General features: G+C 71.9%; 12 protein-coding genes. 11 read left to right on the top strand and 1 reads right to left on the bottom strand.

Going from position 1 to position 13,003, the window contains the following annotated elements; all coding sequences use genetic code 11:
* The first annotated feature begins 11 nt into the window (after window positions 1-11).
* Window positions 12-2,084 carry a phenylacetic acid degradation bifunctional protein PaaZ gene (gene paaZ / locus GY24_RS09330; RefSeq protein ID WP_104475383.1) on the top strand — a complete coding sequence of 691 codons (2,073 nt, stop codon included), beginning with the start codon at window positions 12-14 and terminating at the stop codon, window positions 2,082-2,084.
* Here the strand turns inward: paaZ and GY24_RS09325 are convergent.
* Complete coding sequence (locus GY24_RS09325; RefSeq protein ID WP_104475382.1) at window positions 2,081-2,740, bottom strand: TetR/AcrR family transcriptional regulator; 660 nt, start codon at window positions 2,738-2,740, stop codon at window positions 2,081-2,083. The two genes, paaZ and GY24_RS09325, sit on opposite strands and share 4 nt — an antisense overlap.
* A 249-nt stretch (window positions 2,741-2,989) precedes the next feature.
* Between GY24_RS09325 and paaA the strand changes: the two genes are divergently transcribed.
* The 10 genes from paaA to GY24_RS09275 all read left to right on the top strand — a co-directional run.
* Window positions 2,990-4,003, top strand: coding sequence for a 1,2-phenylacetyl-CoA epoxidase subunit PaaA (gene paaA, locus GY24_RS09320; protein ID WP_233279293.1), 1,014 nt, complete (start codon window positions 2,990-2,992; stop codon window positions 4,001-4,003).
* The gene (gene paaB, locus GY24_RS09315; RefSeq protein ID WP_104475406.1) at window positions 4,000-4,308 is read left to right on the top strand and encodes a 1,2-phenylacetyl-CoA epoxidase subunit PaaB; all 309 of its coding nucleotides are present in this window, start codon (window positions 4,000-4,002) and stop codon (window positions 4,306-4,308) included. Before paaA ends, paaB begins: the two co-directional genes overlap by 4 nt.
* Window positions 4,305-5,144, top strand: coding sequence for a 1,2-phenylacetyl-CoA epoxidase subunit PaaC (gene paaC / locus GY24_RS09310; protein WP_193953547.1), 840 nt, complete (start codon window positions 4,305-4,307; stop codon window positions 5,142-5,144). Before paaB ends, paaC begins: the two co-directional genes overlap by 4 nt.
* Window positions 5,138-5,662: a 1,2-phenylacetyl-CoA epoxidase subunit PaaD gene (gene paaD, locus GY24_RS09305; protein ID WP_104475381.1), complete on the top strand. Its 525-nt coding sequence runs from the start codon at window positions 5,138-5,140 to the stop codon at window positions 5,660-5,662. Before paaC ends, paaD begins: the two co-directional genes overlap by 7 nt.
* A gap of 2 nt (window positions 5,663-5,664) precedes the next feature.
* Window positions 5,665-6,786, top strand: coding sequence for a 1,2-phenylacetyl-CoA epoxidase subunit PaaE (gene paaE, locus GY24_RS09300; protein ID WP_104475380.1), 1,122 nt, complete (start codon window positions 5,665-5,667; stop codon window positions 6,784-6,786).
* Window positions 6,787-6,815: 29 nt separating this feature from the next.
* The gene (locus GY24_RS09295) at window positions 6,816-7,592 is read left to right on the top strand and encodes an enoyl-CoA hydratase/isomerase family protein (RefSeq protein WP_104475379.1); all 777 of its coding nucleotides are present in this window, start codon (window positions 6,816-6,818) and stop codon (window positions 7,590-7,592) included.
* Window positions 7,593-7,728: 136 nt separating this feature from the next.
* Window positions 7,729-9,126: a GH1 family beta-glucosidase gene (locus GY24_RS09290; RefSeq protein ID WP_104475378.1), complete on the top strand. Its 1,398-nt coding sequence runs from the start codon at window positions 7,729-7,731 to the stop codon at window positions 9,124-9,126.
* 82 nt (window positions 9,127-9,208) lie between these two features.
* Window positions 9,209-9,913 carry a protein-L-isoaspartate(D-aspartate) O-methyltransferase gene (locus GY24_RS09285; RefSeq protein ID WP_233279289.1) on the top strand — a complete coding sequence of 235 codons (705 nt, stop codon included), beginning with the start codon at window positions 9,209-9,211 and terminating at the stop codon, window positions 9,911-9,913.
* A 127-nt stretch (window positions 9,914-10,040) separates the two neighbouring features.
* Complete coding sequence (locus tag GY24_RS09280; protein WP_104475376.1) at window positions 10,041-11,219, top strand: ROK family transcriptional regulator; 1,179 nt, start codon at window positions 10,041-10,043, stop codon at window positions 11,217-11,219.
* Window positions 11,220-11,313: 94 nt separating this feature from the next.
* Window positions 11,314-13,003: TPM domain-containing protein (locus GY24_RS09275; RefSeq protein ID WP_133161154.1), on the top strand; the 1,690-nt coding region annotated here is incomplete at its 3' end.

Here is a 13,003-nt window from a genome sequence, read left to right as displayed (position 1 = left end):
GGGCCACGACCATGACACCCAGCGACTCCACCACTCCCCGCCTCCTCCCCAGCTTCGTCGAAGGCGCCTGGTGGGAACCCCGCACGGGAACCATCGCACGGGACGCCTCGACGGGCGAGGGCGTCGCGCTCGTCGGCAGCGACGGCCTCGACATCGCCGCCGCGGTGGAGTACGGCCGCACCGTCGGGCAGGCGAGCCTCGGTGAGCTCACCTTCCACGAGCGCGCACTGCGGCTGAAGGCCCTCGCCGTGCACCTCAGCGACGTCAAGGAGGAGCTGTACGCACTGAGCGACCGCACCGGCGCCACCCGTCGCGACTCGATGGTCGACATCGACGGCGGAATCGGCGTGCTCTACACCTACTCCTCAAAGGGTCGGCGCGAGTTGCCCAACGCGAAGCTCCTCGTCGACGGAGACCCGGAGAATCTGGCACGCGACGGGTCGTTCGGCGGCCAGCACGTCTACACCCGCCTGCCCGGGGTCGCCTTCCAGGTGAACGCCTTCAACTTCCCGGTGTGGGGCATGCTCGAGAAGTTCGCGCCCGCCTTCCTCGCGGGCGTGCCGAGCATCGTCAAGCCGGCAACCCCGACGGCGTACCTCACCGAGGCCGCGGTGCGGGCGATGGTCGACTCCGGCCTGCTGCCCGCCGGGTCGCTGCAGCTGATCTGCGGATCGGTGCGCGGCTTCCTCGACACCCTCGACGTGCGCGACAGCGTGGCATTCACCGGCTCGGCCTCCACCGCGCACACCCTCGCCGAGCACCCCCGTGTGCTGCGCGGCGAGGTCACCCTGGGTCGCGAGACCGACTCGCTGAACGCCGCAATCCTGGGCGCGGATGCCGTGACGGGCACCCCAGAGTTCGACGCCTACGTGGCGAGCGTCGTCACCGAGATGACGTCGAAGGCCGGGCAGAAGTGCACCAGCATCCGGCGCCTCATCGTGCCGGCCGCGCGCGTCGACGCCGTCGTGGAGGCGGTCGGCGCCCGCCTCGCCCAGCGCGTCACCCTCGGTGACCCGCGCGCCGCCGGCGTGACGATGGGACCGCTGGCCAGCATCGAACAACGCGACGAGGTGCGCCGCAGCGTCGAGAAGCTGCTCGCCGGGGGCGGCCGCCTCGCATTCGGCAGCCTGGACGAGCCCGCCGTCGTGCGGCTGAACGGCACCGTGGCACCGGCCCCGGAGGGGGCCTTCTTCGCGCCGGTGCTGGTGCGCTTCGACGATGCCGACGCACCCGCCGTGCACGACATCGAGGCGTTCGGCCCCGTCGCATCGGTGATCGGCTACACCGACGCGGCCGACGCGGTGCGGCTCGCGAACCGGGGCGGCGGCTCCCTCGTGGCCACGGTCGCGAGCTTCGACCCCGAGACGGTCGTGACGCTCGTCTCCGGCATCGCCCCCTTCCACGGCCGGGTGCTCGTGCTCGACCGGGATGACGCGAAGACCAGCACCGGGCACGGCTCGCCCGTTCCGCACCTCGTGCACGGCGGGCCCGGCCGGGCCGGCGGCGGCGAGGAGCTCGGCGGCATCCGTGCGGTCAAGCACTTCATGCGCCGCACCGCCATCCAGGGCACGCCGGCCGTGCTTTCTGCGCTGACCGGCCGGTGGCGCGCCGGCGCTCCGGTGCAGGCGGGCGAGGAGCACCCGTTCCGCAAGTCGCTCGCCCGGCTGCGCATCGGCGACGCCGTCGTCTCGGCGGAGCGCGAGATCACGTTGGAGGACATCGGCCACTTCGCCGAGTTCACCGGCGACACCTTCTATGCGCACACGGATGAGGAGGCCGCGGCCGCCAACCCGTTCTTCCCCGGCCGCGTCGCCCATGGCTACCTGCTGCTCGCCTGGGCGGCCGGCCTGTTCGTCGACCCCGCGCCGGGGCCGGTGCTCGCCAACTACGGCCTCGAGAACCTGCGCTTCATCACCCCCGTCTCGCCCGGCGACAGCGTGCGCGTGACGCTGACCGCCAAGCAGATCACGCCGCGCGAGAACGAGGAATACGGGGAGGTGCGCTGGGACGCCGTGCTGGTGAACCAGCACGACGAGGTCGTCGCCAGCTACGACGTGTTGACCCTGGTGGCCAAGGAGGGTTAGGCGCCCGCCGCGGGCACGGCGTCGGCAGCGTGCACCCGCACACCCTCGAAGGCGACCGTGATGACGTCTTCGGCGAGCTGATCGGGGGTGAGCGCGCCGCCCGGCTTGTACCACTCGACGATCGAGTTGATCATGCCGAACAGCAGGCGCACGGTGGTGCGGGCGTCGACGTCGGCGCGCAGCGCCCCCTCGACGCGGGCCTCGTCGACGAGACCGGCGATCGCGTGGTCGAACGCGCGGCGGCGCTCCAGCGCCTCCCGCTCCACCTCGGTGTTGCCGCGCAGGCGCAGCAGCAGCGTGACGTATGGCAGGTCGTCGGCGAGCACGAGCACGGCGCCGCGCAACACGTAGCGCAGCCGTTCGACGGGCGAGCCGTCCATGGCGCCCTGCTCGGCGAGGATGCCCTCCAGCCCGCCCAGCGCCCGCTCCAAGGCCCGTCGAAGCAGGTCTTCCTTGCCGGTCACGTGGTAGTAGATGGCCGACTTGCTGGTGCCCAGCCGCTCGGCGAGCACGCCCATCGACGTGGCTTCGTAGCCGAACTCGTTGAAGGCCAGAACGGCAATGTCGAGCACGGCGTCGAGGTCGTATGGAACACGGCCCGCGCGACCGTTGCCGCCGCGCGGCGCCCGGTTCGTGGGGTTCGATGGCTGGTTCACGACGCGACTCTCTCCAGGTCTCGGCTTGCGGATCCGCCCGGCGAGCGGAGCCCAGTGCGGTTCCCGATTCTAGCCGACCACCGGTTGCGGGCCGGGGAGGCCAGTGCTGCGGGCACCGTGGCCGCAACACCTTGATGGGGCCGGGCCACGGTGCTAACATTACTGAACGATCGGTAAGTATCGTGAACATTTCCGGATGCCCCGCGCGTCCAGAGCAAGGAGGCTCCCGTGGCAGACCCACTGCGCCAGCTGCACGCGGCACACGAGCTGGACGACGATCCGGACGGCTCGGGCCAGCGCCGCTTCGACGAGCTCATCGCCACCGACAGCCGCATCGAGCCGAGCGACTGGATGCCGGCCGCCTACCGCAAGACGCTCGTGCGGCAGATCTCGCAGCACGCGAACTCCGAGATCATCGGAATGCAGCCGGAGGGCAACTGGATCACGCGCGCCCCGAGCCTCAAGCGCAAGGCGATCCTGATGGCCAAGGTGCAGGACGAGGCCGGGCACGGCCTCTACCTCTACTCCGCCGCGCAGACGCTCGGCACTGACCGCGACACGATGTTCGAGAACCTCATCACGGGCAAGGCGAAGTACTCCTCGATCTTCAACTACACGACCCCGACCTGGGCCGACATGGGCTCGATCGGCTGGCTCGTCGACGGGGCGGCGATCTGCAACCAGGTGCCGCTCTGCCGCGCCTCCTACGGGCCGTATGGGCGCGCGATGGTACGCATCTGCAAGGAGGAGTCGTTCCACCAGCGCCAGGGCTTCGAGATCCTCCTCGAGCTCATGCGGGGAACCCCGGCGCAGCAGCAGATGGCCCAGGAGTCGGTGAACCGCTGGTACGCCCCCGCCCTGATGATGTTCGGCCCGCCCGACGCCGACTCCCCCAACTCGCAGCAGAGCATGGCCTGGAAGATCAAGCGCTTCAGCAACGACGAGCTGCGCCAGCGCTTCGTCGACATGCTCGTGCCGCAGGCCGAGATCCTCGGTGTGACGCTGCCGGACCCCGACCTGAAATGGAACGAGGAGCGCGGCCACTACGACTTCGGCGAGCTGGACTGGGCCGAGTTCACCGAGGTGCTCGCCGGCCGCGGGCCGGCCAACGCGATCCGGGTCTCCCGGCGCCGCACCGCCCACGAGAACGGCGAGTGGGTGCGCGCGGCCGCCCGCGCCTACGCCGACAAGCAGAGCGCAGACGGGCAGAGCGCAGACAGGCAGACGAATCAGGCTCCGGCCCACGAATGGATGGCATCATGACCAGCCCCGGCGACTCCGGCGAGCGCGAACAGTGGCCCCTCTGGGAGGTCTTCATCCGATCCTCCCGCGGGCTCTCTCACGTGCACGCGGGATCCCTGCACGCCCCCGACGAGACGATGGCCGTGCGCAACGCCCGCGACCTGTACACCCGGCGGGCAGAAGGCGTCTCGATCTGGGTGGTGCGCGCCTCGGCGATCACGGCATCCGACCCCGACGCCAAGGGTGCGTTCTTCGAGTCCCCGCAGGGCAAGGAATACCGGCACGCCACCTATTACACCGAGTCAGACACGGTGCCCCACCTGTGAGCGGGCACAGCAACCGGGCCATCTCGACCGCGCTCACGCCCGAGTCGATCCGGCAGACCATCACCGAGACGGATGCCGGGGCCGACGACGCCGTCGCGCGCTACGCCCTCGGCCTCGGCGACGACGCGCTCGTGCTCGCCCAGCGCCTCGGCGAGTGGGTCACGAACGCACCAGAGCTCGAGGAGGACGTGGCGTTGGCCAACATCGGCCTCGACCTGCTCGGCCATGCGCGCAGCCTGCTGACCTACGCCGGCTCCGCCTGGGGCCAGAGCGAGGACGACCTCGCCTACTTCCGCGACGAGGCACAGTTCACCAACCGGCAGCTGTTCGAGCAGCCGAACGGGGACTTCGCCCAGACGATCGCCCGCCAGCTGATCGCGTCCGCCTACTTCATCGGCCTGTACCGGGAGCTGTCGGCATCCGCAGACCCCCTGCTCGCGGGCATCGCGGCCAAGGCGCTCAAAGAGGTGGACTACCACCTCGACCACTCGGAGCAGTGGCTGCTGCGGCTCGGGCACGGCACCGCGGAGTCGCACCGTCGCATGCAGCGCGGCCTCGATGCCATGTGGGTCTTCGTCGATGAGCTGTTCACCGACGACGCCATTCCGGGCGACGAGGATGCCGCACCCCTCGCCGGCATCGCCGTCGCCCCGTCGTCGCTGCGTGCCGGCTTCGACGCCCTGGTGCCGCGGCTGATCACCCAGGCGGGGCTCACCGTGCCCACCGCACCCTCCGCCCGCGGCGGCGGCCGGCAGGGTTCGCACACCGAGTACCTCGGCCCGATCCTGGCCGAGATGCAGGTGTTGGCCCGAGCGCACCCCGGAGCATCATGGTGACCGAGCTGGAACGCGTCGCCCGCCCGCGGCCGCTCGCCGAGCCCGACCGGAGCGTCTGGGATCTCGCGGCGACCGTCGTAGACCCCGAGGTGCCCGTGCTCACGATCGAAGATCTCGGCGTGCTGCGCAGCGCCCACGTCGACGAGCGCGGCGCCGTTCTCGTCGAGATCACCCCCACCTACTCCGGCTGCCCTGCCGTCGACGCCATCCGCGACGACATCGCCGCCGCGCTCGCCCGCAGCGGCTACGGCTCGATCACGGTCACCACCGTGCTGTCCCCCGCGTGGACAACAGACTGGATGAGCGACGCCGGGAGGGCCAAGCTCGAGAAGTACGGCATCGCCGCGCCGCGCACCCGGCAGGCGGGCGGCGCCGTGAGCCTCGGCCTCGGCATCCGCTGCCCGCAATGCGGCTCTCTGCACACCCGCGAGGTGAGCCGCTTCGGCTCGACCTCCTGCAAGGCCCAGTACGTCTGCCAGCGCTGCCACGAGCCGTTCGACTACTTTAAGGACCACTGACGGTGCCGGAAGACACGACAGCGACGACAACCACCCGCCGCCGGGCCGCATTCCACCGGTTGCGCGTCTCCGCGGTGCGCAAGCTGACCACCGACGCCATCGCGGTGAGCTTCACCGTGCCGGACGAGCTGCGCGACCAGTACGCGTACGCCCCCGGGCAGTACATCGCGCTCCGCACCGTGCTCGAGGGCGAGGACCTGCGCCGCAGCTACTCGATCTGCCAGGCTCCCGTCGCCGGCGAGCTGCAGGTCGGCATCAAGCGCGACCTCGGCGGGGTGTTCTCCAGCTGGGCGCTCGACCACCTGCAGGTGGGCATGGAGCTGGAGGTGATGAGCCCGGAGGGCACATTCACCTCCCGCCTGGCCGACACGGATGCCGCCCACCTCGTCGCGATCGCGGCGGGCTCCGGCATCACCCCGGTGCTCGCGCTCATCGAGAGCACGCTCGGCGCCCACCCGGGCAATCGCTTCACGCTGCTCTACTCGAACCGCACCGTGATGGACACGATGTTCGTCGACGAACTCGCCGACCTCAAGGACCGCTACCCGGACCGGCTCGCCCTGCACCACCTGCTCACCCGGGAGATCCGCAGCTCCGAGCTGCTGAGCGGGCGCCTGGACGCGCACAAGCTCCGCAGCATCCTGCGCATGCTGATCGAACCGGGCACCGTCGACGAATGGTTCCTCTGCGGCCCGTTCGATCTCGTCCAGCTCTGCCGCGACACCCTCGCCGAGTTCGGTGTCGACGCCGACGCCATCCGGTTCGAGCTGTTCACGACCGGGCGCCCCGAGGCCCCGGCCGGGCAGAGCGGCCGCCCCGTGCAGGTCTCCGCCGGCGACGAGGTGCACACGATCAGCTTCCGCCTCGACGGCACGACGGGCACGGTGACGAGCCCGGTGCACAGCAACGAGAGCATCCTCAACGCCGCCCTCCGGGTGCGCGGCGACGTGCCGTTCGCCTGCGCGGGCGGGGTGTGCGGCACGTGCAGGGCGACCCTCGTCTCCGGCACAGTGGAGATGGCCGAGAACTACGCCCTCGAACCGGACGAGCTGGAGCGCGGCTACGTGCTCACCTGCCAGTCGGTGCCCACCAGCCCCAGCGTCGAAGTGAACTACGACTCCTAACCCCGTCCCCCGATCTCACTGGAGGAACCATGACCGTCGAGCTCACCCTCGCCGATGGCGTTGCCGAGATCCTGCTCGACGAACCGGGCAAGCTCAATGCGCTGGACGAGCAGGCGATCGCCGACCTCGCCGCCGCGTACACCCGGGCCGCCGAGGCGGGTGTGCGTGCCGTGCTTCTGCACGGGCAGGGGCGCGCGTTCTGCGCCGGCCGGGACATCTCGAATGTCGACCCGGCGACGGATGACGCCGAGGGCTACCTCTCCCAGGTGGTGACCCCGCTGCTGGCCCAGATCGACTCCTTCCCGGCACCGACCTTCGCGATCGCGACAGGGGCGTGCCTCGGCGTCGGGCTCGGCCTGCTGATCGCCAGCGACGTCGTCTACGTCGCGGACACCGCCAAGATCGGCTCCCCGTTCGCGAACCTCGGGGCGACGCTCGACTCCGGCGGGCACGCCCTCTTCTTCGAGCGGCTCGGCGCCCACCGCACCCTCGACCTCATCTACACGGGCGAGCTGATCAGCGGGAGCGAGGCCGTGCAACTCGGCCTGTTCAGCCGGGTCGTGCCGCACGAGGAGATCCTCGCTTTCACCCGGGCGCGGGTGGGCCGGGTCGCCAGCGGGGCCACGCAGGCGTTCCTCGCCAGCAAGCGACTGGTGCACGAGTTGCGTGACGAGCGGGTCGGCCTCTGGCGCTCGCTGGCCGCCGAGAACGCCGCGCAGGGCGCGCTCTCCGGCAGCGCAGACTACGCAGAGGGCTTCGCCGCGTTCCAGCAGAGGCGCAGTCCGTCGTTCACGGGCGAGGGCTGACCCCGCCCGCTAAGTGGGTCATGCGTCCCAGACGCTTGACTTAGTCACGGATGTCGGCGATCCTCGGAAGCAGCAGCGCACAGCAGTCCGCGCAGCCCTGCCCCCGCATCCCTGACAACGCCGTCGAGAGGCCACCATGACCCAGCCGTCCCCGTTCCCCGTCCTGCCGCAGGGTTTCGTCTGGGGGGTCTCCACGGCCGCCTACCAGATCGAGGGCGCGGTGGCCGAGGACGGCCGCGGCCCGAGCTCCTGGGACGCGTTCTGCGCCGAGCCCGGCCGGGTGCTGAACGGCGACACCGGCGAGGTGGCCTGCGACCACTACCACCGCTACCCGGAGGACATCGCGCTGATGGCCGAGCTCGGGGTGGACGCCTACCGCTTCTCCTTCGCCTGGAGCCGCATCCAGCCCGCCGGGTCCGGCGCGGTGAACCCGCTCGGCCTCGACTTCTACGACCGCCTCGTCGACGGCCTGCTCGAGGCCGGCGTGACGCCGTCGCCGACGCTGTTCCACTGGGACACCCCGCTGCCGCTCGAGCAGGCGGGCGGCTGGCTGAACCGCGACACCGCGCTGCGCTTCGGCGAGTACGCCGGCATCGTCGGCGAGCACTTCGCCGACCGCATCCCGCGCTGGATCACCATCAACGAGCCGGTCGTGCTCACCATGCTCGGCTACGGCGCCGGCATCCAGGCCCCCGGCCTGCAGCTCGGCTTCGAGGCGCTCCCCGCCGCGCACAACCTGCTGCTCGGACACGGCCTCGCGGTGCGGGCGCTGCGGGCGGCCGGCGCCGGCAACATCGGCGTCGCCAACAACCACGCCCCCACCTGGGCGGCCAGCGAGGTGCCGGCCGACCAGCAGGCGGCCGGACTGTACGACAACATCTCCAACTGGATCTTCGCCGACCCGATCCTCACCGGGCGCTACCCCGAGGCCATGGCCGGCATGCTGCCCGAGGTGCCGGCCGAGGACCTCGAGATCATCTCCAGCCCAATCGACTGGTACGGCATCAACTACTACAACCCGACCGCGGTGGCCGCACCCGGCTTCAGCCAGCGCCAGGGCGACGACGGGCCCGCGCTCATCGACGGCCACGAGCTCGACGCCAGCCTGCCGTTCGAACTCGTCGACATCGACGGCTACCCGCGCACCGACTTCGACTGGCCCGTCATCCCCGCCGGCCTCACCGAGCTGCTGGTCTCCTTCCGGGAGCGCTACGGCGACGCCCTCCCCCCGGTCTACATCACCGAGAACGGCGCGGCCATCAATGACGGGCCGGATGCCACGGGCCAGGTCGCCGACCAGCGCCGCATCGACTACACCGACGCGCACCTGCGCGCCATCGCCGCGGCCATCGCGGCCGGCGTCGACGTGCGCGGCTACTTCCATTGGTCGCTGCTGGACAACTTCGAGTGGGCGGTCGGCAACTCGATGCGCTTCGGCCTCGTGCACACGGACTTCGAGACGCAGCGGCGCACCCCGAAGCAGTCCTTCCACTGGTACCGCGACGTCATCGCGGGCAACCGCGCCCGGGCCTGATCCCGGGGCCTGGCGTTCGCCCGGGGCTTGGCGCTCGCCCCGGGGCATGGCGCTCGCCCCGCCGCGGTGCTGTACTGGAGGGGTGACCGAGCTGGACGCGCGCCGCGCCGAGATGCTCGAGCGACACCTCGCCCGACGCGGCATCACCGACGCCCTCGTGCTCGGCGCGATGGCCGCCGTGCCGCGCGAGGAGTTCGTGAGCCCGGCGCTGCGCGCCGATGCCTACGCCGACCACCCCCTGCCGATCGGCGACGGGCAGACCATCTCGCAGCCCTACATCGTGGCGCTGATGGTGCAGGCGGCCCGGGTGCGCGCGGGCAGCAGGGTGCTCGAGGTCGGCACCGGCTCCGGCTACGCCGCCGCCGTGCTCGCGGCCATCGCGGCCGAGGTCTGGTCGATCGAGCGGATGCCGCTGCTCGCCGCCCGGGCGGGTGAGCTGCTCGCCCGCCTCGGCTACGCCAACGCCCACGTTCGGCAGGCGGACGGCACGCTCGGCCTGATCGAGCACGCGCCGTACGACGCGATCATCGTCTCCGCGGCCGGGCCGTCCATCCCCGAGGCGCTCCGGGCGCAACTCGCCCCGGCCGGCCGACTGGTGCTGCCGGTGGAGTCGCCGAGCGGCTGGCAGCGCCTGCTGGTGCTGCACCGGCCCGGAGACGCGGGCGCGGTGGCCGCGGGCAGGGAAGACGCCGGGTGGGAGCTCGAGTCGCTGGGCGGCGTGCGCTTCGTGCCCCTGATCGGCGAGCAGGGCTGGCAGCCGAACGGCACCCAGCCGGGCTCCCCGTGAAACCCGCCGTTCACCTCCTGCCGCGCGCCGCGCCGCTATGCTCGTGAAGACTCCTTACAGTGCGGCCTCAGCCGCAGACGGCTCGAAGGCGGCCCCGGTGGCAGTGAAATCCTCAGCGAATCCCGCGGTGAAGTCCCCTCAGGGCACCCCCGCGTGGCTGGGCGCTGTCAACGACCGGACGGGTCTGTCGCTGCTGCTGGAGCACGGGCCGCTGACCCGCAACCGCATCTGCGAGCTGGCCGGCGTCTCCAAGCCGACCGCCTCGCTGATGATGGCGAGGCTCGAGCAGTCCGGCTTCATCGTGCAGGCGGGGCGCCAGACGGGCACCCCGGGGCCCGCACCGATCCTGTATGCGGCCCGGGTGGACAAGGCACTCGGCGTCGCCGTCGACATCGATGCCCACGAGATCCGCTCCAGCGTCGTCGACGCGGCGGGCACGCTGCACCCCGTCGTCCGGGCCCCGCTGCCGGCCGACCCCGCAGAGCGCGACCCTGTGCGCGACATCCGCGGCGCCATCGAGCGCGCCTGCGCGGCGAGCGGCTCCGACCCGGCCGCCGTGCACAAGCTGTGCATCGGAATCCCGGGCTATGTCGACCCGCGGCACGCCGACGAGCTGTTCACCGAGGCCCTGCCGAAATGGCCCGTCACCGGCGTCCGCGACCTGCTCGAGGACGCCCTCGGCGCACAGGTGCGCATCGAGAACGACGCCAACCTGGCCGCGACGGCCGAGAGCGTGGACGGCGTGGGCCAGGGCCGCGAGGTGTTCGTGCTGATCTGGCTCGGCAACGGCGTCGGCGCCGCCTTCGACACCAACGGCGCGCTGCACCGCGGCGCCTTCGGCGGTGCGGGCGAGATCGGCTTCATGCCGATCCCCCACGCCGCCATCCACTACGACGAGTCGGCCCGCGAGGTGCAGGACCTGATCGGCGGGCGCGCCGTGCAGGCGCTGCTCGCCCGGCACGGCATCCCGGGCGAGACGCTTCCGGCGGCGCTGGACGCGCTGGCGACGGCGCCGAACCGCCACGAGGTGATCGAAGACCTCGCCCCGCGCATCGCCATCTCGCTCACCCCGCTACTGTCGGTGCTCGACCCGGAGCTGCTCGTGCTCGGCGGCCCGACGGGCAGCGCCGGCGGGGCGGAGCTGGCCGCGCTCGTTGCCGGCCACATCCGCGCGCAGAGCCGGTGGTACCCGGAGGTGGTCGCCACCAGCGTGCGCGACAACGCCGTTCTGCAGGGTGCCAGGGAGCTGCTGGTGACCGAGGTGCGAGCGGAATTGCTCGACCGCGTCGCCCTCGTCGGGGCCTGACACCGCCCGCTCCCGCCCGCGAGAGCGCTGCTGGACGCCTCGGAGGCGCTCCCCCTAGACTTCGAAAAGAGTACGCGCTAGAGGAGGTGGGCCGATGCGGGCACGGTGGGCTGTGGGGGCTGCGCTGGCGGTCGGCGCGCTGATATTCGCGGCGCCGCTGGCGGCGTCCGCCGCGGGGCCGGTGACGTTCGGGTCCAGCCCGATCGTCGACACCGTCGGCGCCCTCGGCTCCGGCACCGGCGACGTCGACAAGGCCATCGACACCCTCTACGAGAACGAGCGGGTGCAGCTCTACGTCGCGTACGTGGACGTCTTCGAGAACCCGTCCGACGCGGTGGCGTGGACGGATGCCACGGCGAACGCCAACGGGATGGGCGCCAACGACTACCTGCTGGCCGTCGCCGTCGACGGCCGCACCTACTACCTCTCCGCCGCCGCTGACTCGCCGCTGACCGACCAGCAGCTCAGCGAGATCGACCAGAACTACATCGAGCCTGCGCTGCGCGAGGAGGACTGGGCCGGGGCGGCGATCGGTGCCGCGACCGGCCTGGAGCGCGCGGTCGGCGGCGACTCCCTGGACGGCAGCACCGGCGGTTCCGGCGGCTCGGGCTTCGTCTGGTTCTTCGTGATCGGCGTGCTGGCGGTCGGCGTGGTGCTGTTCTTTGTGCTGCGCAGGCGCGGCTCGTCGGCATCCCGCGGCCGGGCAGCCCCCAGCGGGATCGGCGCGCTCAGCACCGCCGAGCTCAAGCAGCGCGCAGGCAGCGCGCTGGTGCGCACCGACGACGCCGTGAAGACCAGCGAGGAGGAGCTCGGCTTCGCCATCGCCTCCTACGGCACCGAGGCCACCGCGGGCTTCCAGAAGGCGCTGACCGAGGCCAGGGAGCTGCTCTCCCGCGGCTTCACCCTGCAGCAGAAACTCGACGACTCCGAGCCGGACACCGAGGAGCAGCAGCGCGGCTGGTACGCCCAGATCATCGAGAACTGCGAGAAGGCCAACGCCGTGCTGGACGCCCAGGCCCAGGCATTCGATGCCCTGCGCGCCCTCGAGAAGAACGCCCCGCAGGCCGCACAGGCAACCCGGCAGGCGGCAGAGGCGGCGCGCGCCCGCCTGGACGGCGTGCGTGCAACGCTGGCCCGGCTCTCCAACCAGTACACGGATGCCGCGCTCGCCACGATCGCCGACAACCCGACGCAGGCCGAGGACCGGCTGGCCTTCGCCGGCACCGCCCTGGCCGAGGCCGACACGGCCCTCGCGGCCGGCAAGACCAGCGACGCAGCCGTCGACATCCGGGCGGCGGAGGAGGCCGTCGACCAGGCCGCCCTGCTGCTGGACGCCGTCGACCGCCTCGACCACGACCTCACCGAGGCCCGGGCGAGCTTCTCGGAGGCGATCGCCGACCTCCGCTCCGACATCGCCGCGGCCAAGGCGCTGCCGGCCAGCGCCGACAGTTCGGGGCAGCTGGCCTCCGTCGTCGCCTCGACCGAGTCGGTGCTCGCCGACGTGTCGGCCAAACTCTCCGCCGACCGGGTGAACCCGGTCGAGGTGGTGCAGCGCCTGGAGCAGGCCAACACCCAGATCGACGCGCTGCTCGGCAGCGTGCGGGATGCCGAGGCCGCCAGGCAGCGCGCGCAGGCGGCGCTGGCGCAGACACTGCTGGCGGCGCGCAGCCAGCTCGGGGCGGCAGAGGACTTCATCACCGCGCGCCGCGGCGCCGTCGGGGCCGAGGCGCGCACTCGGCTGGCGGAGGCCGGACGGCTGATCGTGCAGGCCGAATCGCTCGGCG

The sequence above is a fragment of the Microterricola pindariensis genome, assembly GCF_002936985.1.
GTDB lineage: Bacteria > Actinomycetota > Actinomycetes > Actinomycetales > Microbacteriaceae > Microterricola > Microterricola pindariensis.
Note: the sequence above shows the minus strand (reverse complement) of the source record. Positions and strands in the feature narration are given on the sequence as shown.

Excerpts from the sequence above, each read along its gene's own strand:
- paaZ (WP_104475383.1), top strand. The coding sequence starts at position 12 with ATGACACCCAGCGACTCCACCACTCCCCGCCTCCTCCCCAGCTTCGTC.
- paaB (WP_104475406.1), top strand. The coding sequence starts at position 4,000 with ATGACCAGCCCCGGCGACTCCGGCGAGCGCGAACAGTGGCCCCTCTGG.
- paaD (WP_104475381.1), top strand. The coding sequence starts at position 5,138 with ATGGTGACCGAGCTGGAACGCGTCGCCCGCCCGCGGCCGCTCGCCGAG.
- GY24_RS09295 (WP_104475379.1), top strand. The coding sequence starts at position 6,816 with ATGACCGTCGAGCTCACCCTCGCCGATGGCGTTGCCGAGATCCTGCTC.
- GY24_RS09290 (WP_104475378.1), top strand. The coding sequence starts at position 7,729 with ATGACCCAGCCGTCCCCGTTCCCCGTCCTGCCGCAGGGTTTCGTCTGG.